29 protein-coding genes and 1 pseudogene are annotated in these 26090 nt (G+C 55.0%); 20 read left to right on the forward strand and 10 right to left on the reverse strand.

Annotation, left to right across the window (positions count from 1 at the left end; all coding sequences use genetic code 11):
• Positions 1-108 precede the first annotated feature (108 nt).
• Positions 109-285 (forward strand): hypothetical protein, encoded by a 177-nt coding sequence (locus ACWISF_RS04215; protein ID WP_448380343.1) that lies wholly within the window; start codon positions 109-111, stop codon positions 283-285.
• Positions 286-429: 144 nt separating this feature from the next.
• On the forward strand, positions 430-972 hold the full coding sequence (locus tag ACWISF_RS04220) for a hypothetical protein (RefSeq protein WP_448380344.1): 543 nt from the start codon (positions 430-432) through the stop codon (positions 970-972).
• 111 nt (positions 973-1083) lie between these two features.
• Here the strand turns inward: ACWISF_RS04220 and ACWISF_RS04225 are convergent, their stop codons facing one another.
• The 3 genes from ACWISF_RS04225 to ACWISF_RS04235 form a co-directional block, all read right to left on the reverse strand.
• Positions 1084-1731, reverse strand: coding sequence for a YiiX/YebB-like N1pC/P60 family cysteine hydrolase (locus ACWISF_RS04225; RefSeq protein ID WP_448380345.1), 648 nt, complete (start codon positions 1729-1731; stop codon positions 1084-1086).
• Positions 1700-2083 carry a DUF4878 domain-containing protein gene (locus ACWISF_RS04230; RefSeq protein ID WP_448380346.1) on the reverse strand — a complete coding sequence of 128 codons (384 nt, stop codon included), beginning with the start codon at positions 2081-2083 and terminating at the stop codon, positions 1700-1702. The genes ACWISF_RS04225 and ACWISF_RS04230 overlap by 32 nt, the downstream gene beginning before the upstream one ends.
• A gap of 391 nt (positions 2084-2474) precedes the next feature.
• Positions 2475-3146: a HEAT repeat domain-containing protein gene (locus tag ACWISF_RS04235; RefSeq protein ID WP_448380347.1), complete on the reverse strand. Its 672-nt coding sequence runs from the start codon at positions 3144-3146 to the stop codon at positions 2475-2477.
• A 140-nt stretch (positions 3147-3286) separates the two neighbouring features.
• On the opposite strand from ACWISF_RS04235, the gene ndhI reads away from it, so the two are divergent.
• Both ndhI and ACWISF_RS04245 read left to right on the forward strand, forming a co-directional pair.
• Positions 3287-3871: an NAD(P)H-quinone oxidoreductase subunit I gene (ndhI, locus tag ACWISF_RS04240; RefSeq protein WP_448380348.1), complete on the forward strand. Its 585-nt coding sequence runs from the start codon at positions 3287-3289 to the stop codon at positions 3869-3871.
• 53 nt (positions 3872-3924) lie between these two features.
• Positions 3925-4527, forward strand: a complete 603-nt coding sequence (locus tag ACWISF_RS04245; protein ID WP_448380349.1) for an NADH-quinone oxidoreductase subunit J — start codon at positions 3925-3927, stop codon at positions 4525-4527.
• 2 nt (positions 4528-4529) lie between these two features.
• Here ACWISF_RS04245 and ACWISF_RS04250 read toward each other — a convergent pair whose 3' ends face one another.
• Positions 4530-5279 carry a hypothetical protein gene (locus tag ACWISF_RS04250; RefSeq protein ID WP_448380350.1) on the reverse strand — a complete coding sequence of 250 codons (750 nt, stop codon included), beginning with the start codon at positions 5277-5279 and terminating at the stop codon, positions 4530-4532.
• A gap of 440 nt (positions 5280-5719) precedes the next feature.
• On the opposite strand from ACWISF_RS04250, the gene ACWISF_RS04255 reads away from it, so the two are divergent.
• Positions 5720-5854: a hypothetical protein gene (locus tag ACWISF_RS04255; RefSeq protein WP_448380351.1), complete on the forward strand. Its 135-nt coding sequence runs from the start codon at positions 5720-5722 to the stop codon at positions 5852-5854.
• A gap of 89 nt (positions 5855-5943) precedes the next feature.
• Positions 5944-6567 carry an LmeA family phospholipid-binding protein gene (locus ACWISF_RS04260; protein ID WP_448380352.1) on the forward strand — a complete coding sequence of 208 codons (624 nt, stop codon included), beginning with the start codon at positions 5944-5946 and terminating at the stop codon, positions 6565-6567.
• Here the strand turns inward: ACWISF_RS04260 and ACWISF_RS04265 are convergent.
• The 3 genes from ACWISF_RS04265 to ACWISF_RS04275 form a co-directional block, all read right to left on the reverse strand.
• Entirely contained in the window at positions 6539-7387 is an 849-nt protein-coding gene (locus ACWISF_RS04265) for a phosphatidate cytidylyltransferase (protein WP_448380353.1), read from the reverse strand. The genes ACWISF_RS04260 and ACWISF_RS04265 overlap by 29 nt on opposite strands.
• Before the next feature lie 52 nt (positions 7388-7439).
• Complete coding sequence (locus ACWISF_RS04270) at positions 7440-11432, reverse strand: GAF domain-containing protein (RefSeq protein ID WP_448380354.1); 3993 nt, start codon at positions 11430-11432, stop codon at positions 7440-7442.
• A gap of 384 nt (positions 11433-11816) precedes the next feature.
• A complete protein-coding gene (locus tag ACWISF_RS04275; protein ID WP_448380355.1) occupies positions 11817-12329 on the reverse strand; it encodes a chemotaxis protein CheW in 513 nt (170 codons plus the stop codon).
• A gap of 503 nt (positions 12330-12832) precedes the next feature.
• Here ACWISF_RS04275 and lipA point away from each other — a divergent pair.
• The 11 genes and pseudogenes from lipA to ACWISF_RS04330 all read left to right on the forward strand — a co-directional run.
• Positions 12833-13735, forward strand: a pseudogene (gene lipA / locus ACWISF_RS04280) (lipoyl synthase); the annotation flags it as partial.
• Between the two features lie 223 nt (positions 13736-13958).
• A complete protein-coding gene (locus tag ACWISF_RS04285) occupies positions 13959-14267 on the forward strand; it encodes a carbon dioxide-concentrating mechanism protein CcmK (RefSeq protein ID WP_247215686.1) in 309 nt (102 codons plus the stop codon).
• A 29-nt stretch (positions 14268-14296) separates the two neighbouring features.
• A complete protein-coding gene (locus ACWISF_RS04290) occupies positions 14297-14638 on the forward strand; it encodes a carbon dioxide-concentrating mechanism protein CcmK (RefSeq protein ID WP_448380356.1) in 342 nt (113 codons plus the stop codon).
• Positions 14638-14943: a EutN/CcmL family microcompartment protein gene (locus tag ACWISF_RS04295; protein ID WP_448380357.1), complete on the forward strand. Its 306-nt coding sequence runs from the start codon at positions 14638-14640 to the stop codon at positions 14941-14943. Before ACWISF_RS04290 ends, ACWISF_RS04295 begins: the two co-directional genes overlap by 1 nt.
• Before the next feature lie 45 nt (positions 14944-14988).
• On the forward strand, positions 14989-16584 hold the full coding sequence (locus ACWISF_RS04300; RefSeq protein ID WP_448380358.1) for a ribulose bisphosphate carboxylase small subunit: 1596 nt from the start codon (positions 14989-14991) through the stop codon (positions 16582-16584).
• 1 nt (position 16585) lies between these two features.
• Complete coding sequence (locus ACWISF_RS04305) at positions 16586-17113, forward strand: hypothetical protein (RefSeq protein ID WP_448380359.1); 528 nt, start codon at positions 16586-16588, stop codon at positions 17111-17113.
• 98 nt (positions 17114-17211) lie between these two features.
• Positions 17212-17523 carry a hypothetical protein gene (locus tag ACWISF_RS04310; protein ID WP_448380360.1) on the forward strand — a complete coding sequence of 104 codons (312 nt, stop codon included), beginning with the start codon at positions 17212-17214 and terminating at the stop codon, positions 17521-17523.
• A 14-nt stretch (positions 17524-17537) separates the two neighbouring features.
• Complete coding sequence (locus ACWISF_RS04315; RefSeq protein ID WP_448380361.1) at positions 17538-18479, forward strand: lactate/malate family dehydrogenase; 942 nt, start codon at positions 17538-17540, stop codon at positions 18477-18479.
• Between the two features lie 531 nt (positions 18480-19010).
• A complete protein-coding gene (gene bchL, locus ACWISF_RS04320) occupies positions 19011-19859 on the forward strand; it encodes a ferredoxin:protochlorophyllide reductase (ATP-dependent) iron-sulfur ATP-binding protein (RefSeq protein ID WP_448380362.1) in 849 nt (282 codons plus the stop codon).
• Positions 19860-19888: 29 nt separating this feature from the next.
• A complete protein-coding gene (locus ACWISF_RS04325) occupies positions 19889-20233 on the forward strand; it encodes a DUF5331 domain-containing protein (RefSeq protein ID WP_448380363.1) in 345 nt (114 codons plus the stop codon).
• Between the two features lie 19 nt (positions 20234-20252).
• Positions 20253-21620: a ferredoxin:protochlorophyllide reductase (ATP-dependent) subunit N gene (locus tag ACWISF_RS04330; protein ID WP_448380364.1), complete on the forward strand. Its 1368-nt coding sequence runs from the start codon at positions 20253-20255 to the stop codon at positions 21618-21620.
• On the opposite strand, the gene ACWISF_RS04335 is transcribed toward ACWISF_RS04330, so the two are convergent.
• The 3 genes from ACWISF_RS04335 to lptB all read right to left on the reverse strand — a co-directional run bounded on the left by ACWISF_RS04335 (position 21617) and on the right by lptB (position 23140).
• A complete protein-coding gene (locus ACWISF_RS04335) occupies positions 21617-21970 on the reverse strand; it encodes an STAS domain-containing protein (RefSeq protein WP_448380365.1) in 354 nt (117 codons plus the stop codon). The two genes, ACWISF_RS04330 and ACWISF_RS04335, sit on opposite strands and share 4 nt — an antisense overlap.
• Positions 21971-22037: 67 nt before the next feature.
• The gene (locus ACWISF_RS04340; protein ID WP_448380366.1) at positions 22038-22328 is read right to left on the reverse strand and encodes an FHA domain-containing protein; all 291 of its coding nucleotides are present in this window, start codon (positions 22326-22328) and stop codon (positions 22038-22040) included.
• Between the two features lie 92 nt (positions 22329-22420).
• Positions 22421-23140 carry an LPS export ABC transporter ATP-binding protein gene (gene lptB / locus ACWISF_RS04345; protein ID WP_448380367.1) on the reverse strand — a complete coding sequence of 240 codons (720 nt, stop codon included), beginning with the start codon at positions 23138-23140 and terminating at the stop codon, positions 22421-22423.
• Positions 23141-23196: 56 nt separating this feature from the next.
• On the opposite strand from lptB, the gene pgl reads away from it, so the two are divergent.
• The 3 genes from pgl (at position 23197) to ACWISF_RS04360 (ending at position 25843) form a co-directional block, all read left to right on the forward strand.
• Positions 23197-23913 carry a 6-phosphogluconolactonase gene (pgl, locus tag ACWISF_RS04350; RefSeq protein ID WP_448380368.1) on the forward strand — a complete coding sequence of 239 codons (717 nt, stop codon included), beginning with the start codon at positions 23197-23199 and terminating at the stop codon, positions 23911-23913.
• A 639-nt stretch (positions 23914-24552) separates the two neighbouring features.
• Positions 24553-25323 (forward strand): hypothetical protein, encoded by a 771-nt coding sequence (locus ACWISF_RS04355; protein WP_448380369.1) that lies wholly within the window; start codon positions 24553-24555, stop codon positions 25321-25323.
• Between the two features lie 100 nt (positions 25324-25423).
• Positions 25424-25843, forward strand: coding sequence for a hypothetical protein (locus ACWISF_RS04360; protein ID WP_448380370.1), 420 nt, complete (start codon positions 25424-25426; stop codon positions 25841-25843).
• The last annotated feature ends 247 nt before the right edge of the window (positions 25844-26090 follow it).

A 26090-nucleotide genomic window follows, 5' to 3' on the forward strand; every position in this document is an offset into this window, starting at 1 on the left:
TATAGTCGTTTCACAAGAAAATGCAACACTTTGAGGCACTGGTCATGGCTGTATCCCCTTCCAGGACAGGGTTTGCAGGTAAAGGCGAATGTTGCAAACTTGTTTGAAATGACTATATCCAACCGTTGGCAACTTTTGACGTCCGTGCGCGACCGACGGGGTACCTCAGAAATGCGCCAGGAAGCCTATCGGAAATTGCAGGATTTTTGGGCGGTGGATGGGGTTGCAGACGAAGAACAGGAATTTCTCAACCAGGTGCAGAGAGTATCGGGGGTCAGGGCCTAACCATTGACAAAACTTTATCCCACTAAGCACAATGGGGGAGAGTGGTTCCCGGCCATTCACCTGCAATCGCTGTTCCTGATGACCACATCACCACCGAAGCCAGGGTTCAAGCTGTGGGTACCCGTCATCTTATTGTTTTTAGGGATGAGTGGGGGGGCTGGTCTGACCTTGTGGGCGGTGCGGCAGTTTGGGGTGGGGGAAACTGCTAGACCCCAAGCGGGGCAGGCCAGCCCTGTCCCTCGCAGTGAACCAGGAATGGGTGTGCCAGGAAGTATTCCTCAGGCGACTGCCATCGCGACCAAGCTTAGCCAAGATGGACAATTCCGGTTTGACCTCCAGAATTGTCGGCGCAGCGATGGGAATGTCATGTGTGAATTGCAAATTACCAATCTCACGGATCAGGAAATTCTGGTTCACCTCAGCGGCGGCAAGACTCTGGCCTACACCGATAACGGTTTGGAATTTCGGGCAGTCAACCTGGTGCTCGGTTCTCGGTCGGACTATTTCTATGCGGCACAAACGTTGGTGGCCAAAATCCCCACACCCGCCAGTTTCCAATTTCGAGAAATGCCCCCCACATCTAAACTTTCTTTACTCAAAATTGGCTATCGTTATCGCTCTTTAGAAACGGGGCAATGGGTGGATGATACGATCGAATTTCGTCCCGTTCCCATTATTGCCAATTAAACGGTTATAGTATGTCTGTCCTTGGCATTACTATTACCACACAATTGCCGCAAGAAATCGTCGCGAAACCAGCTTTGGCATAGGCAGTGTCTTACCGCTCAATTACACTATTTATTGAAGTATCGGTTCTAGTTGGGATGAGTGTCTGAGGGTGTCCGGGGGAAATACGGGTTCGGGCATGAGCATAATCCGTAATTTCGGTAAGGATGTGGTCAAATTGATGCCCGCTTCTGCAAAGGCTTTCACCACCAATTCCGTACAGTACAACTGCTGATCATCACTCAGGAGAAAACGATAATCAAAGGGTTTTCCCACTTGGGCAAGACTATAGTTCCGAACATGATTGCGGATATTGCTGTTGATATGTTTTACCCGATAGAAACCAATAGCGATTGCCTTATCTTGAGCAGCAAATGTCCGCAGAGGTTCGAGCACAACGCCGCCAGGTGACCTGTGATCTCCAGGTAAGGCGTGGACAACGACCAATTCAGATTCACTTTTGAGGATAATCCCAACGTGAGCAAAGCGGGCGGCATGACTCTGCGTCAAAACTGCACGGCTGATGATATCGGAACCCGTCCGAAATATTAAATCCCCATCCGACAGTTGACCGGTCACTGCTTGCCAATCCAAAGGTTTAGCAAAGGAAGGGTAACGGCGGTTGCCTAGTGCATAGAAAATGCCAAGCAGCAAAAGAGTTAAGCATACCGCAGTTGCCCATAGTGGTTTACTTGGTAGCGGTAATTTTCCACTTGCCATTCTCTTTGATTAGCTTGGTATTTTGCCAATTTGGTTGACAATCGCCGTTAAAGGTGACCTTGGTCGTGCCGGTACGAATTTCACCACTTCCTTCTAGGTTCACCTCAATTGTTTTAATCCCCCCACATTTCCTGATACTTTCGGACTGTTTGGCCAGCGCCAGAGATAATTTCCGATCTCCCAATAACAATCTGACTTCCGTGGCAACATACTCTTTTGCTTCCGAGATTTTCCCCGCCTCCAGGGCACGATAAAACTTTTCAACCGTTGATTGCGAAGGATGACTGCAACTCGATATGAGAACAACAATAAAACCTATGGCCGCCCATCGCCCCCACGTTCGGTTCTTCATCATTCTTATCCTTACTTAATAAATAATAAACTTTTCTGTATCTTGGCCTTCCCACCCTTTACAGCCTCACTATAACACAGACAGTTCTGAGATACGACGCTTGGTTGAGCATGAATTGATTGGTTAATAGATTATTATGCCTAGGTTAATCGTTCATTAATGTTGCCATCGTTCGTACAAGTGCAGGTGCTCTGAGTCATCTGGTTATGCCCAGACCCAAAAGTAGGTGAGGCAGCTAAAGTGCTTAATGAGAAGTTTTTGCGTTATCGCTGAAAATCTGGCCCTTAAATGACCATGCTTTGGGCGAGCCGGGCAGATGCCCATGGTGGTGCCAACCCTCCGAATCTTAAGATTGAACGCTTCTGGCCCGGCAGCGCGTGGGATTGGGGGGCTAGGCTGTTTGTATATCCGGCAAACGGGACAAGCTGTGGGCCGCCGCCGCTCGCACCTGGGGATGGCTATCCTTCGCCAAATACTGCAACGCCGCCCGTGTCTTGGGACTGGGCAAATTGCCGAGGGCTTCCGCCAACCGCTGCCGCACCAGCCAGTCTTCTGAAGAGACAAACTGCAACAGCCGTTCCACCGCTTCGACGGCCCCGATTTCCCCCAAAGCCGCAATCACTGCCTGCTGAATCACCGGTTCCGGGGCAGATAGCGCCTGCATCAGGACATCGTAAGCCCGTTTATCGCCCAAATTCCCCAGGGAAACGGCAGCGCTAAACCGCACCAACCATTCCGTGTCCTCGTACAGGGCATGGATGAGGGGTTCTACCGCCCGTTCGTCCTGCAAATAGCCCAAGGCCCCTGCTGCATCCGCACGAATCCCGTAGTCCGGGTCGTTTTGCAATAAATCCACCAACAGGGGGAAACACTCCGGCGTGGGCTTGACCCCCAACCCAAACACCGCCATCGAACGAATCTGTAAACTCTCGTCCGCCAACGCCTTTTTCAACAAGGGAAATGCCTCCGCCGGAGCCACATCCCGCAACGCCACCAGCGCCAACAACCGATCCTTCAATTGCGGACTCTCCAACTGTGCGGATATCTGCGCTAGGTTCACCATGAGCGGTCGGACTCCCATTTGTAACATTTCTTAATGATTACGATAGCATACCTGGGTGGGGGCTGACCAGAGGTTTTCCTTGCGGAAAGCTGTGGCGGGGTTCATCATAGGGATCAAGACATACCAGCGAGAGAGGGATTATGTTCAAGTTTTTGACCAAAGTGGCAGCCTACGGACGGGAGGCGGTGCAAGCTGCGCGTTATATCGGTCAGGGGTTGTCGGTCACGTTTGACCATATGCAGCGGCGACCGGTGACGGTGCAATACCCTTACGAGAAGTTAATTCCCTCGGAGCGGTTTCGGGGGCGGATTCACTTTGAGTTTGATAAATGTATCGCCTGCGAAGTGTGTGTGCGGGTCTGTCCCATCAACCTGCCGGTGGTGGATTGGGAATACAACAAAGACCTGAAGAAAAAAGAACTCAAACACTACAGTATTGATTTTGGGGTGTGTATTTTCTGTGGGAATTGTGTGGAGTACTGCCCCACCAATTGCCTTTCTATGACGGAGGAATACGAATTGTCCACCTACGACCGGCACGAATTGAACTATGACAACCATGCCCTAGGGCGGCTGCCGTTGAATGTGACCCAAGACCCGATGGTGCAGCCCATTCGCGGTTTGGCCTATTTGCCCAAGGGGGTGATGGACGGCCACGAGGTGCCCCACACCGAACGGCGGGCCGGTCTGCGCCCAGAGGAAATCCTAGAACAGACGAAATCCTAAACCCCAGGGCCTACAATGGATGACAGCAGACTGGCAGTTGGGGAGGTGTGGCCGTGACTTTGGCAGCGGGGGTGCAGTTGGTTAGTTTTGCGATTTTGGGCGGGATGATGTTGGCGGCGGCCTTGGGGGTGGTGCTGCTGAATAACATCGTCTATTCGGCGTTTCTCCTGGGGGTGGTGTTTATCAGTCTGTCGGGGCTGTATGTGCTGTTGAATGCGGATTTTGTGGCCGCTGCCCAAATTCTGATCTACGTCGGGGCGGTGAATGTGCTGATTTTGTTTGCCATTATGTTGGTCAACAAGCGGGAGGTGTTTGCCCCCTTGCCCCGCACGGGCCTGCGCAATCTGTTGACCACGTTGGTCTGCTTTGGGCTGTTGACCCTGTTGGGCACGATGATCCTGACGACGCCCTGGGCGGTGCGTTTGGGCAGCCATCCGGCCAGTTCAATTGTCCGCATTGGCCAACACTTCTTCAATCAGTTTCTCCTGCCGTTTGAATTGGCTTCGGTGCTGCTGCTGATGGCGTTAATCGGGGCGGTGGTGATTGCGCGCCGGGAATTGGTGCCCGAGCCGGAGTTTGCCGAGGGGCCAGCGCTTACCTTGGCCGAACGTCCCCGCCCGGAAGTCCTTACCTTGGCCGGTCGGGCCGAGGAGTAGGGTTAATGCCGCAGCGGTCGGTAGTCCAGCATGGTCCAGGTGGTTCCTTGGGCGATGCCATAGGTTACAGGTGCATCTTCGTCGCGCACCGCTAGGGTCAAGCCATCCAAATCCACCTGCCAGCGGGAAGGCCGTTCCAAACCCAGGATGCGGGTTTCAAATAGGATACTGGTCGGCATTTCTCGGCTCCAACCCAACAGGAGCGCATGGGTATGGGCCACCGCCTGCGGCGTCACGATACGGGCACGTTGCCCTTCCCCTTGCCACACCAGGGCACTGTCGGAAATTTCCGAGGAACCGAACCAACCAAACACCTGGCGCACCAGGAGTTGTTTTCCATCTGCCGACCAGGACACGGGCACCAGTACCCAAAGCTGCCCTGGTTCTGGCCGCCGGGGTTGGCCTACCGGCTGGAGGACAATGGGTGGCGCTCCCCTGGAACTCAGGATGTGCAAGGTACTGCTGACTTGCGTACGGGTGTAATCCCGCTGGGCAATCACCTGCACGCGACTAAACGCCCTGTAACGCCCATCGGGAGAAATAAGTGTGGGACTTTGCGTAATGCTCCAAATCGGGCGTCGGGTGCGTTCTGCCTGGGCTTGTATGCTCCACACCCACCGCCAAGGGATGGGATAGGCACTGGCTAAGGGGTCTTCCGGTACCCACGCCGGCGCAGTTAAAACGGGTAATTGCAGCGTCGCTCGTCCTAGCTGTTGGGCCGCACCACTGCAGGAAACTATCGTAGCGACCACAACCGTTCCTATGCCTGCTAACCAACGCGGGTTAGCTTTACCACCGTTCATGGGGAGGGTACAAGTGCCTATTTCTAAGGTAGCAAATGCCCAAAATTCTGGGGTTTGGCAATCGACAAGCGATGCTGTTCCTTTGGGTTGGCCCGTTTCATTGAATTCGCATTAACATGCAGCGCATTGATTGGTTGCTGCCGACTCTCGCAAGCTGCTATCGTTCCCTGAAAACTGCGATTCATCGGGGCATGACTGTTCTAAAAATCTAAAGAAAATCTAAAAACATTCTGTTCCTGTTTGGGATCAATGACTATGCTTTGCTGGGATAAATTTACCTGCAAGGTTTATGCAGAGCAAGGTCATGGCGGGACGACGGCAGTGGGGGTGGCCGAAGCGCGACCAAACCCGTTTCTGGCCAGTGGGCGGCGGCACGGAAGGGTTGTCGGTTGTCCCACGAACCATTGACAGGTAGGTTACGTCCGCGGGAGTCAGAATTGATTGCCATGACGCTGCGGGCGGGGGTAAGTTATATCATGGTGGCGGTGTGTGACCAGTTGGGACATGGATTTGCGTTTATTTGATGAAGATATGCGTTCTGATGCGGTGCCCGTTGTCTTGGTCACGCCCGCTCATGAGGCACTGTGCTGCCCCCGCATGTTTCTACGGAGCGGTGTCTTTGCCTGCTAATCGGGGGTTGAGCCGTCCGTTGGCGGCGCTGTTGCGTTGGTGGCTTGAGCGGCAGGTAACCCAGGCGCAGGCAATCCACGTCTCGCTCCAGGGAACAGGACAGCTTTGGTCGGCGGGTCGTTTGCCCTATCTTCACATCAGCGCCCAGAATATCATTTACCAAAACATTCACCTACATCAGGTGACCTTAACTGCCCAAGAAATACGGTTCCATTGGCCATTTTTCCAGAAGAAAGGACAGCCCTTTTTAGAGCCGATTTCTGTGCAAATACAAGTGACAATTACCGAGGAGAATGTGAATGTTTCCCTGCCTTATATTCAGCAAACCCTAACGCCCTATCTCCAGGAATTGCATGCAGACATAACCGAAATTCAAGGGGTAAGAATTTACCCTGATGGCATTGCTTGGTGGTTGCCGGATCAAGGGCAATTGTTTACCCAGGTCCATCTCGTGGCTCCGCAGGAATTAATGCTATGTGCTGGCACTGCCAAACAGGCAAGGGTTGCTCTGGGTGCTGATGTGCATATCCAGGAGTTGAAATTGCAACCCGGTTCTGTGTATTTAGCCGGGGATTTGCTCATCCGACCAGCGGCACCAACAGGGTGACAAAGTAATAGGCCAACGGCGCGGTAAACACATAGCTATCCGCCCGGTCCAAAATGCCCCCATGTCCTGGGATCAAATGCCCGGAATCTTTGACGCCCGCATCCCGTTTCATCATGGATTCCGTCAAATCTCCCAGCAAACTGGTAATGCCGGTCATCAGCCCCAGGCCGATGCCCAACCAAAACGGCCAAGATAAATGCACCGCCCCGACAGCCCCCACCACCACACTGGCACTGACCCCAAAGACCGCCCCTTCCACCGTTTTTTTCGGGCTGATTTCCGATAATTTCGTCTTGCCAAAGGCACGGCCAAAAAAATAAGCCCCAATATCCGATGCCCAAATACAGCCAAAGGTGAGCAAGGTGACTTTTAATCCCAGCGGCCATGTGCCCCCTTGCGGCCAAAATCCCAACAGGGGTAGATTGCTAAAAGCCGCTTGTTCTAACCCCCGCAGCCGTACCCAAAAACTGGGTAAATAACCGCCATAAAATAATCCCAAAATGGAGGTGGCAATGTCCGCAATCGTCGCCAATTGGGGTTGAAATAACAGATAAAAACAAATCCAACTGCCACCGAGTGCCAACACCGGCTCCGTCAATGGGGGCGCAACGGTAGCGACCATGACCAGAATTTGACTCACCACGAGGGTGGTTTTGGTTGCCGGTAGGATGCCCTTGAGGTGCGCCAAGGCAAAATACTCCCGCTGCCCCAAAAACACCATGAGGGACACGCCTGCTGTGAACACCCATCCCCCCACCATGACCCAGCCCAGGGCCACCACCAGCGCCACAGCACCACTAACAATCCGCACCCAGGGCATCGCTGCTCCCTACGTCATTCTGACTAATTTAGGCGATTTGCGGCGGGTCCGACTAGCGCACCTTGAACTGGGCGACGTTTTCCTGCAACTTGGCGGCCACCCCCAACAGATGGGTAAAGGAATCCGCCACCGCCACCGACTGCTGCGAGGTTTGGTTGGCAATGCCCGCCACCTCCTGCATGGTGCGGCTCACGGCGGCTGAGGTTTCCGACTGGGCCTGGGCAGCCTGAGCAATTTCCCCCACCAAACTGCTAATTTGGCTGGTCACGGCGGCAATTTGGCTCAACCGCTGGCGCGCCTCTGCCACCAACTGGGTGCCCACCACCACCTGCTCTGTCCCCGCTTCCATCGCCGCGACCACCTCGTTGGTTTCCGCCTGAATTTCCTCCACCAACTGCTCGATTTCCTCGGTGGCACTGGCCGACTGTTGCGCCAGCGAACGCACTTCCTCGGCCACCACCGCAAACCCTCGGCCCTCTTCCCCCGCCCGCGCCGCTTCAATGGCCGCATTCAAGGCCAGCAGGTTGGTTTGGGCGGCAAAGTTGCTAATCAGACTCACCACCCGCGAGATTTTTTGGGAGGCCTCCCCAAGGCGCTTCACCTTTTTGGCCGTAGCCGCCACCGTGTCCCGAATGGCCGAAATCCCCGCCACCGTGCGGTTCATGGCCTCATCCCCCTCTTGCACCGTTTGGTTGGCCTGCTGCACTTGCAGTTCCGCGCTGTGCGCATTGGCTGCCACCTGCTGGATGGATTGCACCATCTGCTGAATCTGGTCTAGAGCCGCCCCAATCGCCTGGGCCTGCCGCATCGCCTCAGACGACAGGGCATTGACCGGGGGAGCACTCCGTTGCGCCGTATCTGCCACCGCCTGCGCTGCCGTTTGCACCTGTTCCACCAACTGTTGCAAACTCTCCACAATGGCGTTGAAAAAGTCCGCCACCGTGCCAATCTCCCCGGAGGTTACCCGCGCGCGCACCGTCAAGTCGCCCTTGAACGCCCCCTCAATATCCCCCAAAAACTGCGCCAACTGGGTCTGAATCGCCTCCCGCTGCCGCTTTTGTTCTTCGGAAACCGCCTCTGCTTTTTGCCGCGCCTGCTCTACCTGCTCCAGCAAAATCGCCTGGTCCAGGGCAAACCCCACCTGCAAAGCCACCTGTTTCATCAGCTCAATCTCGCCGCTTTGCCACTGGCGCGGGCCGCTGCACTGATGGACAATGAGTAACCCCAACAGTTTCCCTTCCGCCAGAATCGGGGCGACCAAATTGGCCTTCACCGCAAAGGGTTCAAGCTGTTGCACATGGCACTCGGTTAAACCGGCATGGTAAATATCGGGCGTGGCCTGCACCCGGCCCTGTTGGTATTTCTCCACGTATTCTTTGGCAAAACAGGGGTCAGCAATCTGGGCGCCCAACGCCCGCGGCCACGCCCCCGCCACCGCTTCGGCCACCACCGTCCCCTGCCATTGCTCATCAAACAAATACACCACACACCGGTCTGCCTGCAGGGCTTTGCGGACCTCCTGAACCGCCGTGTTGTAAATGGCTGTGCGTTGCAGGGTCTGACGAATTTTCGAGGTAATGTCATTGACCAACTGCGCCTGCTTGGCGGCCAATTCCTGCTGCCGCCGGAGCATTTCCTGCTCGGCCAACGCCACCGCCTGGTCCAGGGCAAACCCCACCTGCACCGCAATTTGCCGCATCAGGTCAATTTCCAAATCGCTCCATTGGCGGGGGCCATCGCACTGGTGGGCAATCAGTAACCCAAACAATTTATTGCCCAAAAGAATCGGCGCCACCAAATTGGCCTTCACCGCAAAAGGTTCCAACTGTTGCAAATGGCAGGGCGTCAATCCCGCCTGATAAATATCGGGGGTGGCTTTCACCCGCCCAGCCCGATACTGTTCCACATACTTATCCGCAAAACAGGGGTCAGCAATCTGGGCGCCCAACGCCCGTGGCCAGCCAGGCGCCACCGCTTCGGCCACCACCGTCCCCTGCCACTTTTCGTCAAACAAATACACCACACAGCGGTCACATTTGAGCGCCGCTTGTACTTCCCAAACCGTGGTTTCATAAATGGTTTCCAGTTGCAACGATTCGCGAATTTTTGAAGTGATGCGATTTAGCAATTGTTCCTGTTCTGCCTTGGCTTTTTGTTGGGCCAGCAAATTGGCCTGGTCCAGGGCAAAGCCCACCTGAATCGCCACCTGTTTTATCAGTTCAATTTCCCCACTTTGCCACTGGCGCGGGCCGCTACATTGGTGGGCAATCAGGAGGCCAAAGAGCTTATTTTCCAGTAAAATTGGTGCGACCAAATTGGCCTTGACCGCAAAGGGTTCAAGTTGTTGCACATGGCAGGCAGTTAAACCAGCGCGGTAAATATCGGGCGTGGCCTGCACCCGGCCCCGTTGGTATTTCTCCACGTATTCTTTGGCAAAACAGGGGTCAGCAATTTTGGCCCCCAACGCCCGCGGCCAGCCAGGCGCCACCGCTTCGGCCACCACCGTCCCCTGCCATTTTTCGTCAAACAAATACACCACACAGCGGTCGCTTTCTAGGGCTTCCCGCATCTGTTGCACGGTGGTTTGGAAAATGGCTTCCCGGTCCAAAGACTGGCGAATCCGCAGGGTAATGTCGTTGAGTAATTGCGCCAGATGGGCCTTGCTTTCCTGCTCCCGCCGCAGTTCTTCTTGGCGTTCCAAGGCAATCGCCTGATCCAGGGCAAACCCCATTTGCAAAGCCACTTGCCGCGCCAATTCGATCTCAGCAGGTTGCCATTCCCTGGGGCCACTGCATTGATGGTTGATCAGCAACCCCAATAATTTTCCTTCCGCCAAAATGGGTGCCACCAAATTGGCTTTCACCTGAAATGGTTCCAGTTGTTGCAAATGGCATTCCGTTAAACCCGCTTGGTAAATATCGGCTGTCGGTTTCACCCGCCCGGCCCGGTACTGTTCCACGTATTTTTCCGCAAAACAGGGGTCGGTAATCTGCGCCCCCAACGCCTTGGGAAAACTGGGATGGACGGATTCGGCCACCACCGTCCCTTGCCATTTTTCGTCAAACAAATACACCACACAGCGATCCGATTGCAGCGCCTGGCGCAACTCCCGCACGGTGGTTTGGTAGATGGTCTGGCGGTTGAGGGATTCCCGCATCTTGGCGATGATGTGATTGAGGACCTGCGCCTGGGTCATCTGCGTTCGCTGTGCCTGCCACAGGTGCGCCTGCTCCAGGGCAAACCCGACTTGTAGGGCCACCTGCGCCACAAAATCCTGCTCCCCGGCGGTCCATTCCCTGGGTTCGCCGCATTGGTGGGCAATCAGCAACCCCAACAGTTTCCCTTCTGCCAGAATGGGCGCAACCAGATTGGCTTTGACCTGGAACCGCTCCAGGATTTTGATGTGGCAGTCTTTTAGCCCGGCTTGGTAAATATCCGCCGTTGCCTGCACCCGCCCCGCCTGGTATTGGGTCACGTATTCCCCCCGGAAACAGGGGTCGTCAATTTGTGCGTGCAAAGCGGCCATCCAGCCCCGCCCGACCGACTCGGCCACTATTGTCCCCACCCACTGGGCATCAAACCGATAGACCACCACCCGGTCGCAGGCCAACGCCTGGCGCACTTCCCGCACCGCCGTATCCATAATGGTTTGCGGGTCTTGGGTCTGGCGCAATTGCCGCACCAATTCTCGGAATTTCTGACTGCGCTGCTGTTCGGCCTGCTGTTGTTCCTCAAGGGTCTGCAGGGTCGTGGCCAAAGCGTTCAACTCCTGCGCCACCAAGCTCCACTCATCCTCCCCCGGCCAGGACATCCGCGCCTGCCAGTCCCCCCGCCGCAACCGTTGCGCCATCTGCATCAACAACAGAGCCGGTTTGGTCATACCCTGCCCCAGCAACGCCGCCGCCGCCACACCCACAAGCAGTCCCACTGCTGCCGCCGCGCCACCCGCCAGGGTTCTTTGCGCCATCTGAGCGTTCAGGGTCTGGGGAGCCAGCGCCGTATAGGTCGCCACCCCCGCCACCGCGCCACACAGACCCGTGATCATCGCCAAAACCGCCAACCGGTTGCCCAATGAACGGACCGGACGCGCTCCTTCGTCAACAACTGGGGCTGCCGTTGGGAGCGCAGCGGCTATTGTCTGGGAAATAGGTGCTGTTACGGGCTTGGTGGGGGTGCGGGTCATGGTACACCTGGGCGAAAGGACAAAACTGCTGGCCAAAACCAATCTCTATCATGCCGTGTTACAAAGGCTCCTGGGGGGCAATTGTGAATTTTTTTGACGGTACGCGAAAGAGATTTCACCCATTTCCGTACATTTACGCAGATTGCCACGGTTCTTTGCCTGTGCACCTTGGGTTCAAGGTAGCGTCAGAGGCGCAAAACCCGCATACCAGCCTGACCTGGTGGGGCCAAGCGGTCATCCGGCATTTTATTGTCGGGCTGCGTTTGGTTTGGCCACCCCCGCTCCTTGGGCGGTCAGCGACTGCCCAATGCCCTGGCCATCCAAAACGAGAAACACCTGCTGGGGGTTCATCAACCAGTAGCCCCGCAGACACTGGGCCAAAACAGGCGTCATTTCCGTTCCCGGCGGCGATTGCAGTTGGTTGAGCGGGCACCAAAACATCTGCCCCACCTGCGCCACCACCAGACCCAACGGGTGTTTGTCCTGGGTGATGATAATGACATTGTATGTCAACTGCTGGGGGTAGAGTTCCAGAAGTGCGCCAAACCCCAGCCAATAGGCCAAATCCAGCAACCACAGCACCTCACCCCGCCAGTTGGCAACCCCCATGACCGCCGGGGGCATTTCGGGGATGGGAACCACCTGCGCCACAGGCAGCGGTAGCACTTCCAGACATTCCTGCGCCGCTAGAAGGGCTTGGGTCGTGGGGGTCAGGTGAAAACTCAGGCAGAGTAACTGTTGATTGTCCGTAGTGGGCATGGGTAGCAGGACAACAGATGCTATCTTCAATTTAGCTTAACGAACATATCAAAAAATAAGTTCCAGAAGCACAGGCTTAAAGTTTTTTGTATGATGACAGGACACAAACCCTAGAGATGGGAGGACAAACTGATGCCAAGACATGACCTTGGATTTGCGACAAAATCAAGCAGGAGGAACATCCATTCGAGAAGTGGCTGAATAACAGGGAGAGTTGTCGAGGATTTACCAGAGCAAAAATTTATAGTTATCCTCGGAGATATAGGGGGCAAAAATACCGTTTAATTGGTGCTCAATTCGCGGCCGATATCCTTTGTCATAAAGTCATTGAAGGCCCTACGAACAGACGGGATTCACTATTGTTGAACCCTGTAACAAAAGTTAATCAATTCACGTTGGACAGAATGCTTAATGAGAAAATTTTTTGTTGCCTGCGGGGGAGATGACCACTCATCGCACAACCGTTCTGTTAATATTTCAATAATTCTTCTTACCAAAGCAACGTTGATTTTATGACCCAATCGTCCCCTTCTGTGCGTAAACCGGACTGGCTGAGAGTGAAATTGGGCCAAGGACCAGTGTTCGGTTATGTGAAACATTTGTTGCGCGATTTGCAGTTAAATACGGTTTGTGAAGAAGCCTCTTGCCCCAACATCGGCGAATGCTTTAGCCAGGGCACAGCCACGTTTTTGATCATGGGACCTGCCTGCACCCGTGCCTGCCCCTACTGCGACATTGATTTCGTGAAAAAACCCCCCGCCCCCGACCCGACCGAACCCCAGCGGCTGGCTGAGGCCGTCAAACGCTTGAATTTACAGCACGTTGTGATTACTTCGGTCAACCGGGATGACTTGCCAGATGGCGGCGCACAACAGTTTGTCCAATGTATTCACAGCGTAAGAACCCTCTGCCCGGAAACCACGATTGAAGTCCTGATCCCCGACCTGTGCGGGAATTGGGAGGCGTTGCGGCACATTGTCGCCGCCAGGCCGGATGTTCTTAACCACAATACGGAAACTGTACCGCGTTTGTACCGACGTGTGCGTCCCCAGGGCGATTACCATCGCAGTTTATTGTTATTACGCAAGGTGCGGGAATGGTGCCCCCAAATATACACCAAATCGGGTTTGATGGTGGGTTTGGGGGAAACCTGGGAGGAGGTGGTGCAGGTGATGCAGGATTTGCGGCAAGTAGATTGCGATATTCTCACTCTGGGGCAGTATTTGCAACCGAGTCCCAAGCATTTGCCGGTGACCCGCTATGTGCCCCCGGCGGAATTTGACCAGTGGCGCACGGTGGGGGAAGGGATGGGTTTTGTGCAGGTGGTGGCTTCCCCTTTGACCCGCAGTTCCTACCATGCTGCCGAGGTGAAACAGTTGCTCCAGCGCCATCCCCGTCCCAGGTGAGTTGGGGGAATGATTAGCCAAACTAATCCCTGCTATCGCAAACATTCATGGGTGTATGATTGCCAAGGGTGACGGCAAAGATTTATGCTGAAAATTGACGCAAGCTAAGTTCGCGACCCCCGTCCCTGTGCGGGTTTGAGCGAATGGCCCTTCTTATGATTGACAAACATTTTTTGTCAATTGTAACCCAATTTTTACATCGTGCAACAAAGGAGTGGAATTCATGCCGATTGCAGTGGGAATGATTGAGACCAAGGGGTTTCCGGCGGTGGTGGAAGCCGCGGATGCGATGGTGAAGGCGGCCAGGGTGACCCTGGTGGGTTACGAGAAGATCGGCAGTGGCCGGGTGACGGTGATTGTGCGCGGGGATGTGTCGGAGGTGCAGGCTTCGGTGTCGGCGGGCATCGAGTCGGCAAAACGGGTGGCCGGCGGGGAGGTCCTGTCCCACCACATCATTGCCCGGCCCCACGAGAACCTGGAGTATGTGCTCCCGATTCGCTACACCCCTGAGGTGGAGCAGTTTCGCGTTTAGTTAGTTGTCGTTGATAAGGAGGGTGATTCATGCCGATTGCAGTGGGAATGATTGAGACGCTGGGGTTTCCGGCGGTGGTGGAAGCCGCGGATGCGATGGTGAAGGCGGCCAGGGTGACCCTGGTGGGTTACGAGAAGATTGGCAGCGGCCGGGTGACGGTGACGGTGCGCGGGGATGTGTCGGAGGTGCAGGCTTCGGTGGCTGCCGGGATCGAGTCGGTCAAGCGGGTGGCGGGGGGGCAGTTGTTGTCCCACCACATCATTGCCCGGCCCCACGAGAACCTGGAATACGTGTTGCCCATCCGGTACACGGAGCAGGTGCAACAGTTCCGGGAAGATGCCAGCAATGTCCGTCCGTACCTGCGACCCTAATGCGGATCGGTCGGGTGGCAGGCACGGTGGTCAGTACCCAGAAGGAACCGACGCTCCAGGGGGTGAAATTCCTCCTGGTGCAGTTGGTGGATATGCAGGGGCAGGTGACCACCGAGTACCAAGTGGCGGCAGACCGGGTGGGGGCAGGGGTGGATGAGTGGGTGCTCATTAGCCAAGGCAGCGCCGCCCGCAAAATTGACCGAGGCGAAGCCCTGCCGGTGGATGCCGCGGTGATTGGCATCATTGATACGGTGACGGTGGCCGGACAATTGCTGTACAGTAAGCGGGCGCAGGCTCGCAGTTGAGGCCCGATGGGCTTGAGTTTACTGATGTTGCGTTGAGGCATGGTTATGGCAGTGCGTAGTGCAGCGGCTCCCCCCACCCCGTGGTCGAAGAGTTTGGCGGAGCCTCAGATTCACCCGACGGCCTATGTACATTCGTTTTCCAACATTATTGGGGATGTGCGGATTGGGCCGGAGGTGTTGATTGCGCCGGGGACGTCTATTCGCGCCGATGAGGGCAGTCCGTTTTATATCGGGGCAAGGAGCAATGTGCAGGATGGGGTGATCATCCACGGCCTGGAGCAGGGGCGGGTGACGGGGGAGGATGGTCAGTCCTATTCGGTCTGGATTGGGGAGAACAGTTCGATTACCCACGGGGTGCTGGTGCATGGCCCGGCCTACGTGGGCAAAAATTGCTTTATCGGCTTTCGGTCGACGGTGTTTAATGCCCGGGTGAATGATGGCTGCATCATCATGATGCACTGTCTGATCCAGGATGTGGAAATTCCGCCGGGGCGGTATGTGGCTTCGGGGTCGGTGATTACCACGCAGCAGCAGGCCGACCGGTTGCCGCCGGTGCGACCGGAGGATATGGCCTTTGCCCAGCATGTGGTGGGGATCAACGATGCCTTGCGGGCGGGGTATCGCTGCGCTGAGGATATTGAATGTCTGACGTCGGTGCGTCAGGAGGCGGCCGCGGGGCAGGGGCGCAATGGGTATGGGGTGCGTACCCGTTTGGCGCCCCAGGTGGTGGAGCAGGTGCGGCAGTGGTTGCAGCAGGGGTATCGGATCGGCACGGAGCACGCGGATGAACGCCGGTTCAAGACGGGTTCTTGGCGCAGTTGTGCTCCGATTGCGGCGACGGAGTTGGCGGAGGTGCTCCCGGCGCTGGAGGCTTGTTTGCAGGAGCATGAGGGGGAATACGTGCGGCTGTTGGGGATTGACCCGAAGGGAAAACGTCGGGTGGGTGAGCAGGTGATCCAACGGCCTGGCGACCGGCTGACGGCGGTAGCACCCACTTCTATTCCCATCCAGCGGTCTGAGTCGGCGCCGACGGGGCAGGTGACCAACAGTTCCTTGGCGCCTGAGGTGGCGCAACAGGTGCGGCAGTGGTTGGGCCAAGGCTATCGGGTTGGGGCCGAGGTGGCCGACCCACGCCGGTTCAAGACCAGTTCCTGGCTGAGTGTGGGTTTGCCCACGTCCCGCAATGCGTATGAGGTGGTGGCGGCGATTGAGGCGCTGTTGCAGGAATCGCCAGGGCATTATGTGCGGTTGATTGCCGTTGACCCGCAATCCAAGCGGCGGGTGAGCGAGCAGATCATTCAGCGGCCCGCCGGGGTGACCCCACCGGTGCAAAGTGCTGGCCCAGCCGCTGGCAGTGCCCCCACGACCCCTCCCCCGAGCGGGTTAGACGGTGCGGTGGTGGCGCAGGTGCGGCAGTTGTTGGCGCAGGGGTATCGGGTAGGGGCGGAACACGCCGATAGTCGTCGGTTCAAGACGGGTTCCTGGTTGGGGTGCCCCCTACCTGCCAGCCAACGGGAGGGGGAGGTGCTGTCTGCCCTGGCAGAGGTGCTGCGGAATTACCAGGGAGAATACGTGCGTCTGTTGGGCATTGACCCCAAAGCCAAACGCCGGGTATTCGAGCACATCATTCAACGACCCTAACGTGCTGACCATCCCTGCCCCAGTGCATCCGACCCACATCCAGGGGGAGGTGCAACTTGACCCCCAGGCGGTTGTGGCGCCGGGCGTCTGTCTGATTGCCAATCCCGGCAGCCGGATTCGGGTGGCCGCCGGGGTGTGTTTGGGTTTGGGGACGATTGTGCACGCCCACGGGGAAGGCATTGTGTTGGAACCGGGGGTGATTGTCGGGGCAGGGGTGCTGCTGATTGGGACGGTGCGGGTGGGGGCGCAAGCCTGTATCGGGGCGACCAGTACGGTGTACAACACCACCATTGCCCCAGGTCAGGTGATTGCCCCCGGTTCTCTCTGCGGCGAAACGGGGCAGGCGGCCCCAGCAGCCCCCTGCCACGCCCAGCCAGAGCCGCAAGCCAACACCGGCAATACCACAGTCGTTGGGGAACAGGCCAGCCAAACGCCGCGGACGGTCGTGGGGTTGCAGTATTTCAACCAACTGCGGGTGACGCTGCGCACCGGCGGTATTTCCCAACCGTCGGCAACAAATTACGATTGATTGCGCTTTTTAGCAGGATATAAAAATTTGGGGCAAACATCGGGCGAGCCTGGCTGGGCTTTGTTACGTTTTAGATACGTGTTTTTGAGGTGACTGCTGTGGAGAAGATCAGCCGCTATCGTTTTGTCTGTACGTTGACGTTTGGGGACATCTACGGCCAGGTGATTGCCTGGTTGGTGGTGATTTTCCTGAGTCTGGCGGTGTCTCTGTCGTTTTTGTCAACCAGTCCCGTGTTTGCCCTGGCTGCCGTGGGGTTAATTTTGGTGCTGTCGTTGCCTTTTTTATTGTTTGCCTTTGTCACCACCCTCTTTAGCCATGTGGAAATCTACGCCGTCGAATCGGCGCTCCAACCCCGGCGGGTGCGCCCCGGCGAGGAAGCTGTGGCCCCCAGTTCCAAGGCCACCGTTTAGGCAGGGGGTGGTTGATGCCCCACGGTCAGGGAGCCGGGCGCAAGGTGGTGATTGTGGGCACGGGTCAGGTGGGCATGGCCTGTGCCGTGACCCTGTGCCTACGCCAGCGGGTGGATGAATTGGTGTTGATTGATGCCGACCGGGAGCGGGCGGTGGGGGAAGCCCTGGATGTGCAACACGGGCTACCGTTTTTGGAACCCATGCGGGTACAAGCGGGTGGGTATGGGGATGCGGTGGGCGCGCAGGTGGTGGTGATTGCGGCGGGGGCGCGGCGGGAACCCCAGCAAAGTCGTTTGGCGTTGTTGCAAAAAAATGCGGCCATTCTGCGGGAGATTGTTGGGGAATTAAAGCAGGTGTGTGCGGCAGCCGTCTGGGTGGTGGTCAGCAATCCGGTGGATGTGCTGAGCTATTACGCCTGGAAATGGTCAGGCTTGCCCCCGGAGCGGGTGGTGGGTTCGGGCACCTTGCTGGATATGGCGCGCTGGCAAACCCTGCTGGCCCAGGAATTGGGGGTTGCGCCGGGGAGTGTGTATGCGCCGGTGCTGGGGGAACACGGGGAGCAGGCGGTGCCCCTGTGGAGTCGGGTGACGGTGGGGGGGGCTCCCTGGGACATTCCCGAAGCTGACCGGCAGCGGTTGTGGGGGCAGGTGTTGCGGGCGGGACAGGAGGTGATTCGGCGCAAAGGCAGTACCAGTTATGGCATTGCCCTGGCGGTGGACCATCTGGTGGCAGCCATTTTGGGGCATCAGCACCGGGTTATGCCCGTCAGTTGTCTGGCGCAGGGGTATTACGATTTGGGCGCTGTCTATCTCAGTTTGTTGGCGGTGGTCAACCGGCAAGGGGTCAGCCGGGTGGTGCCGCTTCCCCTCACGGACACGGAATATCAGGGGTTGCAACAGGCGGCACGGGTGTTGATCGCAGCGCGGGCAGAGAGCAGCAATTTTAATAATCCATAAACTGAGGGCTATCCAAGTAATTGCTTGTTATTACAATTTTATTACAATCAGGGTTATGCCTTCCCCAAGAAGTGAATGCCATTCCCGACAATAGGCTCTCTAAGTTCTCGGTCATTAATTCCCGCCAAGTCCTGTTTTATGGGTATTTGCGCAATGGTTCATCCACCATTCATCCCTGCTGCTTCTCCCTAGAAAGGCAAAGCCGAGAGTCCTGGTTACCATTTTCTTGAGCATTACGTAGCACTACCAACTTTACATAAACTTTGCTGAGGCAATGGCAAATTTATAGGTTCCTTGGCCTGAAATTCCCCAATGAGTTTTTATGGGCAGGTGCTTGATTGGTGATAGGTACAATTGCTGATGGCATCAAGACGGTTTTGTTGGGAAGCTGGGTGATGCCACACTCCCTGATGCTTTCCTTTACGAATAAACATTTCGCTACGTAAACCTTAACAGCAAATGATTTACAAATGGCGGGTGTGGGGGAAAAAGCGGGGATAATGAAACCAGACGTAAGACCAGGAGGGTGGCATGAAAATTGCAGTGTACGGCAAAGGTGGCATTGGCAAGTCCACCACCAGTTGCAACATTTCCGTAGCGCTGGCCCGGCGGGGGAAAAAAGTGTTGCAAATTGGCTGTGACCCCAAACACGACAGCACCTTTACCTTGACTGGATTTTTAATTCCCACCATTATTGACACCCTCAAAGAGAAGGATTATCACTACGAAGATGTTTGGCCGGAGGATGTCATCTATGAGGGCTATGGGGGGGTACATTGTGTGGAGGCGGGTGGCCCACCGGCCGGGGCCGGCTGCGGCGGTTATGTGGTGGGGGAAACCGTCAAATTGCTCAAGGAATTAAATGCGTTTGATGAATACGATGTGATTGTGTTTGATGTGCTGGGCGATGTGGTCTGCGGTGGTTTTGCTGCCCCGTTAAACTACGCCGATTACTGTTTAATTGTCACAGACAATGGCTTTGATGCTCTGTTTGCGGCCAATCGCATTGTCGCTTCTGTGCGCGAAAAGGCCCGTACCCATCCCCTGCGTTTGGCGGGTTTAATTGGCAATCGCACCAACAAACGGGATTTGATTGATAAATACACTGCCGCCGTACCCATGCCGGTATTAGAAGTGTTGCCTTTGCTGGATGATATTCGCATCTCGCGGGTGAAGGGGAAAACCATTTTTGAAATGGCCGAAACTGACCCCCATTTGCAACCCATCTGTGATTATTACCTCAACATTGCCGACCAAATTTTAGCCCGCCCGGAAGGCGTCGTGCCCCAGGATGCTCCGGATCGGGAATTATTCCGTTTACTCTCTGATTTTTACTGCCAGATGCCTACCCAACCCCAGGGGGAACTCCTGATGGTTTAAGCTAAGGCTGTAGGCATGGGAGAACCCAGATGGCGACGTTTGAAGAATTTAAGGCAACTTTGCGCAATAGCTGGTTGGAATATGTGCGGAACCACCGGCCTTGGTTGGAGGTTTATCTGCGGCAACGGGGGTTCAAAACTCCGGACAATGGCCGCCGCCCGGATGCTGGGTTAATCCTCGGTGTGATTACCATGGCCGCACCCCAACTCCTGGATATATTGCCCACCTTTTTCAAACTGAGCCAGGGGAATCCCGATGCAATTATTGATGCTTTGGATTTGAATTTTGACCCCTTCAAAGAATTGCAAAAACCGGTTGCGCAGTTACCGGAATCCACGGAAACCACACCGCCACCCGGTGCCACATCTTTTTAACCTTTTGGAGGCAAACACCATGACCAGCATCACGCAACCCAGTGCCCTTAGCTTTGACTGTGAGACCGGCAATTACCACACCTTTTGCCCGATTAGTTGTGTGTCCTGGTTGTACCAGAAAATTGAAGATAGTTTCTTTTTGGTGATTGGGACGAAAACCTGTGGTTATTTCCTGCAGAATGCGATGGGGGTGATGATTTTTGCCGAACCCCGCTATGCGATGGCAGAGTTGGAAGAGGGGGATATTGCGGCGCAACTCAATGATTACGAGGAATTGAAACGGCTGTGTTTGCAAATTAAGCGGGACCGCAACCCCAGTGTGATTGTGTGGATTGGCACCTGTACGACGGAAATTATCAAGATGGACCTGGAGGGGTTGGCGCCCAAATTGGAAGCAGAAATTGGCATTCCCATTGTGGTGGCGCGGGCCAATGGTTTGGACTATGCGTTTACCCAGGGGGAAGATACGGTTTTGGCGGCCATGGCGCAGCGGTGTCCTGAGCGGTTATCCAGTCCAGAAAAGCCCGAATCCACTCTGCCCAGATGGCTGTCTTTTCCCAAGCAAAAAGCGGATGTACCGGCTGGTGACCACCCGCCGTTAATCCTGTTTGGTTCCCTGCCCGACCCGGTGGTGACGCAGTTGACCCTAGAGCTAGAAAAACAGGGGATTGTGGTGTCCGGTTGGTTGCCTGCCAAGCGTTATACGGAATTGCCGGTATTGCCGCCAGGGGCCTATGTGTGTGGGGTCAATCCCTTTTTATCCCGCACGGCCACGACCTTGGTGCGGCGGCGCAAATGCCGACTGATTGGGGCGCCGTTTCCCATTGGCCCCGATGGCACCCGCGCGTGGGTGGAAACCATTTGTCAGGCGCTGGGGAAACCGGCCCAAGGGTTGGCAGAACGGGAAGCCCAAATCTGGGACCATTTAGCCCCTTATCTGGACTTGATTCGCGGTAAATCGGTGTTTTTTATGGGGGATAATTTGCTGGAAATTTCCCTGGCGCGCTTTTTGATCCGCTGTGGCATGCGGGTATTGGAAATCGGCATTCCCTACCTGGACAAACGCTACCAGGCAGCAGAATTGGCGCTTTTAGAGCAAACCTGCCGGGAGATGCATGCCCCGCTGCCGCGGATTGTGGAAAAACCGGACAACTACCAGCAAATTCAGCGCATCTACGCCCTGCAACCGGATTTGGTGATTACCGGCATGGCGCACGCCAATCCCTTAGAAGCGCGGGGGATCACCACCAAATGGTCGGTGGAATTCACCTTTGCCCAAATTCATGGGTTTGGGGGAGCACGGGCGATTTTGGAATTGGTCACCCGTCCCCTGCGGCGCAACCAAGCCCTCGCACCGCTGGGCTGGGAACCCGTAGTGGGGCGTTAGGAGGTGGCGCCAACGGCTGCCAAGGCCGCTTCCAACGAAGGTTGCAGGGACAAAAATTGTTCGAGCCGCACCAATTTCACCGCCTGGGTGACGCGGGGATTGGTGACGATGTGCAACTGGCCCTGCATGGCTTGGAGTTGCTTGGCGGTTTGCACCAACACCCCCAACCCGGAACTGTCAATAAATTCAATCTTGCTGAGGTCGAGAATGATTTGTTTGGGGCCGGTTTCCACCGCCTGCTGTAACACTTTCCGTATGTTGGGTTCCGAGAACGCATCCAACATCCCCGTCAGGCGGAATACCTGATGGGTCTGGTGCACCTCCCGGGTGCCCCGCAGGCTTACGGTCAAGGGTAGGTGTTCAGAAATGGTTCCGCTCCTGAAAATACCTGTAATGGTTTATGATAGAACGTCTGGCTCAGGAATTGTCAATTTTTACCCGGATGACGGGTCCCGAAACGGCCAGACGGATGGTGGCGCCGTCGGTGAGTTTGGCCTGATCCACCACCTGTTCCCCATCAAGGAAGGTGCCGTTGGCACCCAGGCTGTAGAGTTGCCAATGGTCGTCCTCACGGCGCAGTTCCACGTGATGGCGTGAGACCACGGAACTCAGGAGAACGACCTCGTTGTCCGGAGCACGTCCGATGCGGATGACCTGTTCATCGGTAAAATGCCAGTCCCGAATCGAGGTGCCTTGAGTGGGGTTCATCAAACTCAGGGTGATCACGGTGCCGTTCCCATTAATCCCTTGCGATGTAGTTTATTGTACGGGGTGACGCGGCGATTTTGGTAAGGGGGCGCTCAGGGTTGGTAGTGGCTGCCCAGAAAGTACTTTTGCACGGCGGGATTGCGGTAGAGTTCGTCGGCGGTTCCGGCTGCCAGGGTAGAACCGTTGTGGAGAATGTAGGCGCGGTCGGTAATCGCCAGGGTGTCCCGGACGTTGTGGTCGGTGATCAAAATGCCCAGTTGATGGCGGCGCAGGTGGCGAATTAGCGCCTGCAATTCCTGGACGGCGATGGGGTCTACGCCTGCAAAGGGTTCATCCAAAAGCAGAAATTGGGGACGGGCCGCCAGGGCACGGGCAATTTCGGCGCGCCGTCGTTCGCCCCCGGAAACCTGTCCCCCTGGGGTCTGGGCTACGGCTTCCAGGCGAAATTCCCGCAGCAATTTCCGCACATAGGCCGGGCGCTCCAGGGGGGGTACGCCCGTTTCTTGTAAAACCAGCAGGAGGTTTTCCTGAATGGTCAAATGGCGAAAGATGCTGGCTTCCTGCGCCAGGTAGCTGATTCCCAAGCGGGCGCGGCGGTGCATCGGCCAGGGGGTAATGTCTTGGCTTTCTAGGCGAACCACCCCCAAATCCGGGCGTTCCATGCCGACAATGATGTAAAACATGGTGGTTTTGCCTGCTCCGTTGGGGCCAAGGAGTCCCACCACTTCTCCCTGCCCAATGGTCAAACTCACATCCCGCACCACTGTGCGCCGCCCATAGGCTTTGTGGATGTTCTCCAGTATGATGTTCACAGGTGTTGCCCCAGGTTGGTTGTGGGTTGTCGATTGCCATTGTGCCTTAGCCGGTGATGAGTCACGTTAACCAAGTCATTTGCCCCGATATGGAGGCGCTGACCGCCCAGGCCCTGTTGCTGGTACACAAACGGGTATTGGCGGCAATTGAGCAACAGGGGCGCGCCACGCTGGTGTTGGCCGGGGGAAATACGCCCAGGCGTTTGTACCAACAGATTGCCACCCAATCCTGGCCGTGGCAGCACATTCACATTTTCTGGGGGGATGAGCGGTTTGTGCCCCACGACCACCCGGAGAGCAATTACCGCATGGCGCGGGAAACTTGGCTTGATCACGTACCCATCCCCGCAGGCAACCTTCATCCTATGCCCACGGTGCCCCTGACCCCGGAAGCGGCAGCCGCAGCCTACGAGCAGGAGTTGCAGGCGTTTTTTGGTCTGCAACCGGGAGAGTTTCCGGTTTTCGACGTCATTTTGCTGGGCATGGGGGAGGATGGGCACACGGCGTCCCTGTTTCCCCACACGGCGGCCTTGCAGGTGTGTGACCGGATTGTCACGGTTGGGCAGAAAGGGGAAGAACCCCGGCTGACCCTCACCATTCCCACCTTGAACTGCGGGCGGTGTGTGGTCTTTTTGGTGGCGGGAGCCAACAAAGCTCCGGCCTACAGCCAGGTCATGACCGGCCCAGCCAACGGTGAGCGCTTTCCTGCCGCTTTGATCCGCCCGCAAGCCGGAGAACTGTGGTGGTTGGTGGAAGCTAGCGTGTTGGCTTAATTTTTCTTGTCCAATTTATTTTCCAATTTATTTTCCAATTTATTGGGTTCCCCAGCGAGTGGGGAGTACTACTGATACTACCACTACAAATGATACTACAAATGTTTCCAATTTATTGGGTTCCCCAACGAGTGGGGAGAAGAAATGCCTGACCCCAACCAACATAGCTTTTAAAGTTTCCAATTTATTGGGTTCCCCAACGAGTGGGGAGCCACCCCAATTTGCTCCAATGTCCAAACTTCACCAAGTTTCCAATTTATTGGGTTCCCCAACGAGTGGGGAGAGAAACTCTCAAGAGGGATAGCAGCATTGCAAGGAGAGTACCAGAAAGGGATTATGATGTTAGTTCTATATATGAAACGAGAAGAATAGGGGAGACGCAGCAAAGAATGAGCAAGGTTTACAAGGAAGTATACCAGGAGAAGAGAGGAAAGGTATACCAGGGAGAAGAACAGATTTAGTAGGGTACTTTTAGGGGAGGGTGATATGAGAGTTTTACAACAGAGAAAATGAAGCCACAAACCATAAACCATCAAGATTGATTTTGGGAGTTGTCTAGGAAGCAAGACAAGAGTTATGATAGTTTAAAGGAAGCGGAAGAGATTCTGCCTTAGGAAGGGAAGAGTTGGAGAGGGTGAAGTGCAAACGAAAGAAGTCCCGGTATTATACGAAGACAGCCTCCTAATCGAGGAGGTTGAAAACAAGCTAATAAAGGCAAGCGGATGCAAAAAATACAATTCTAGGAAAGAGAAAAGGTGGATTGAGGAAAACTTAGCGGATTTACCTGGAGAGTTCGATAAACACGGCAACTTTCACGTCTGGATAAGGGATGAAATCAGAGATTCGAGTGTATGCTACTGTATAAATATCAACAATAAGGAGGAAAAGAGCTACATCATCAAAAGAAGCGGAGATCATTGGGTTACCGAACCAAACGTATGGGATGCGGAGAAGGATGGAGGGTTTGCGATTCTCCGAGTAATGATAGAAAAAAATGTACCGGGGTACTATATCTTTCTAAGGAATGATGGGGAGCGGTGGCTAAGCCAGGAGCAGCCTGAACTCCTTGTCGAAAAAGATATATATATATGTTTCAACTTCTGTTCTGTTGGGTCGTTCTACCCACACAGAAAATGCATTTTTATTGAACCAGAACAAGCAGAATACTTCCCAATCTACAATCTTAATAAAAGATTACAAAAATGTTTAGGGAACAGAGAGGAATGTTGGGAAGCTAAAAAACAAGTTGACACTATGAAATATATGAACAACATGGCCATGCAGATAGCAATCAACCCAGGTGTAGAGGAATATACGATAAAAACAGAAAAAATCAAGGGAATCAACATCAAAGAGTTCCGGAAAACTGCCCTAATGTTCATAAAAAATGAAATATTTATTAACTATTGAGGAACTGCATCATCGGTATGCAAAGGGGAAGGGTTGTTATAGTAAGGTAAAAAAGTGCAATAATAATATAAGGATAAGGAAGAACAGGGGGTACAAACCAATGAGTAACTACCAACTGCATGTCGTATGCTACCGGAACGTATGCAAGAAGCGGTTAGAGAGCTTAAACCCGCAATGCCATGAAGATTTAGAAACCAAAGAGACCTGGATAGGAATGTCTACCACACCAATTACAAAATTTTTTTTGACAGATACGCCGGAAAACCTGAAAAAAAGTAGCGGTCAAAAGCAGGATGAATTCCGAGAGGAGAAATATAAGAGCTGTTTCACGAAGTGCCACCCAGAAGCATTTGCCTACGGTGAAAAAGAAGAAATGCAAGAACTAGCAAGAGAAATACAAAAGGAAAGTTTTATTACAGAGGAAAAAGAGGGTGAAAAAAGATATATTTTTGATGTAGTTTGGTCAATTGAACCAAGCAGACCTATATGGAAAAAGAACCATATTAACCCATCAGAATAACTTAGCCAGTCCGTAACATAGATAGATGGACTCCCCGAGCATACTGCCTAGCCAGTCGGGCAGTCGGGGGTCCTATACCCAGGAAAGCATAATCCCGAGATCAGGCAACCCGCAACCAACCATCCCCAAGGCTACTGCCATAGCGAGCAACTTAAACGGAACTCCCACCCTTACCGGCTGTAAGACGGGATAATTCGAGCTGCAAGCGCTGCAACTCGGCTTCAGCCTGCTCCAAGCGTCTACGGGT

Source organism: Gloeomargarita sp., from assembly GCF_053491055.1.

What these genes read in the sequence shown, in the direction of transcription:
- ndhI (WP_448380348.1), top strand. Translation starts at nt 3,287, where the DNA reads ATGTTCAAGTTTTTGACCAAAGTGGCAGCCTACGGACGGGAGGCGGTG.
- ACWISF_RS04325 (WP_448380363.1), top strand. Translation starts at nt 19,889, where the DNA reads ATGGCGACGTTTGAAGAATTTAAGGCAACTTTGCGCAATAGCTGGTTG.
- ACWISF_RS04290 (WP_448380356.1), top strand. Translation starts at nt 14,297, where the DNA reads ATGCCGATTGCAGTGGGAATGATTGAGACGCTGGGGTTTCCGGCGGTG.
- ACWISF_RS04215 (WP_448380343.1), top strand. Translation starts at nt 109, where the DNA reads ATGACTATATCCAACCGTTGGCAACTTTTGACGTCCGTGCGCGACCGA.
- ACWISF_RS04225 (WP_448380345.1), bottom strand. Translation starts at nt 1,731, where the DNA reads ATGGCAAGTGGAAAATTACCGCTACCAAGTAAACCACTATGGGCAACT.
- ACWISF_RS04300 (WP_448380358.1), top strand. Translation starts at nt 14,989, where the DNA reads ATGGCAGTGCGTAGTGCAGCGGCTCCCCCCACCCCGTGGTCGAAGAGT.
- ACWISF_RS04285 (WP_247215686.1), top strand. Translation starts at nt 13,959, where the DNA reads ATGCCGATTGCAGTGGGAATGATTGAGACCAAGGGGTTTCCGGCGGTG.
- ACWISF_RS04270 (WP_448380354.1), bottom strand. Translation starts at nt 11,432, where the DNA reads ATGATCACGGGTCTGTGTGGCGCGGTGGCGGGGGTGGCGACCTATACG.
- ACWISF_RS04235 (WP_448380347.1), bottom strand. Translation starts at nt 3,146, where the DNA reads ATGGTGAACCTAGCGCAGATATCCGCACAGTTGGAGAGTCCGCAATTG.
- ACWISF_RS04315 (WP_448380361.1), top strand. Translation starts at nt 17,538, where the DNA reads ATGCCCCACGGTCAGGGAGCCGGGCGCAAGGTGGTGATTGTGGGCACG.
- ACWISF_RS04230 (WP_448380346.1), bottom strand. Translation starts at nt 2,083, where the DNA reads ATGAAGAACCGAACGTGGGGGCGATGGGCGGCCATAGGTTTTATTGTT.
- bchL (WP_448380362.1), top strand. Translation starts at nt 19,011, where the DNA reads ATGAAAATTGCAGTGTACGGCAAAGGTGGCATTGGCAAGTCCACCACC.
- pgl (WP_448380368.1), top strand. Translation starts at nt 23,197, where the DNA reads ATGAGTCACGTTAACCAAGTCATTTGCCCCGATATGGAGGCGCTGACC.
- ACWISF_RS04340 (WP_448380366.1), bottom strand. Translation starts at nt 22,328, where the DNA reads ATGAACCCCACTCAAGGCACCTCGATTCGGGACTGGCATTTTACCGAT.
- ACWISF_RS04360 (WP_448380370.1), top strand. Translation starts at nt 25,424, where the DNA reads ATGAGTAACTACCAACTGCATGTCGTATGCTACCGGAACGTATGCAAG.
- ACWISF_RS04330 (WP_448380364.1), top strand. Translation starts at nt 20,253, where the DNA reads ATGACCAGCATCACGCAACCCAGTGCCCTTAGCTTTGACTGTGAGACC.
- ACWISF_RS04220 (WP_448380344.1), top strand. Translation starts at nt 430, where the DNA reads ATGAGTGGGGGGGCTGGTCTGACCTTGTGGGCGGTGCGGCAGTTTGGG.
- ACWISF_RS04275 (WP_448380355.1), bottom strand. Translation starts at nt 12,329, where the DNA reads ATGCCCACTACGGACAATCAACAGTTACTCTGCCTGAGTTTTCACCTG.
- ACWISF_RS04265 (WP_448380353.1), bottom strand. Translation starts at nt 7,387, where the DNA reads ATGCCCTGGGTGCGGATTGTTAGTGGTGCTGTGGCGCTGGTGGTGGCC.
- ACWISF_RS04295 (WP_448380357.1), top strand. Translation starts at nt 14,638, where the DNA reads ATGCGGATCGGTCGGGTGGCAGGCACGGTGGTCAGTACCCAGAAGGAA.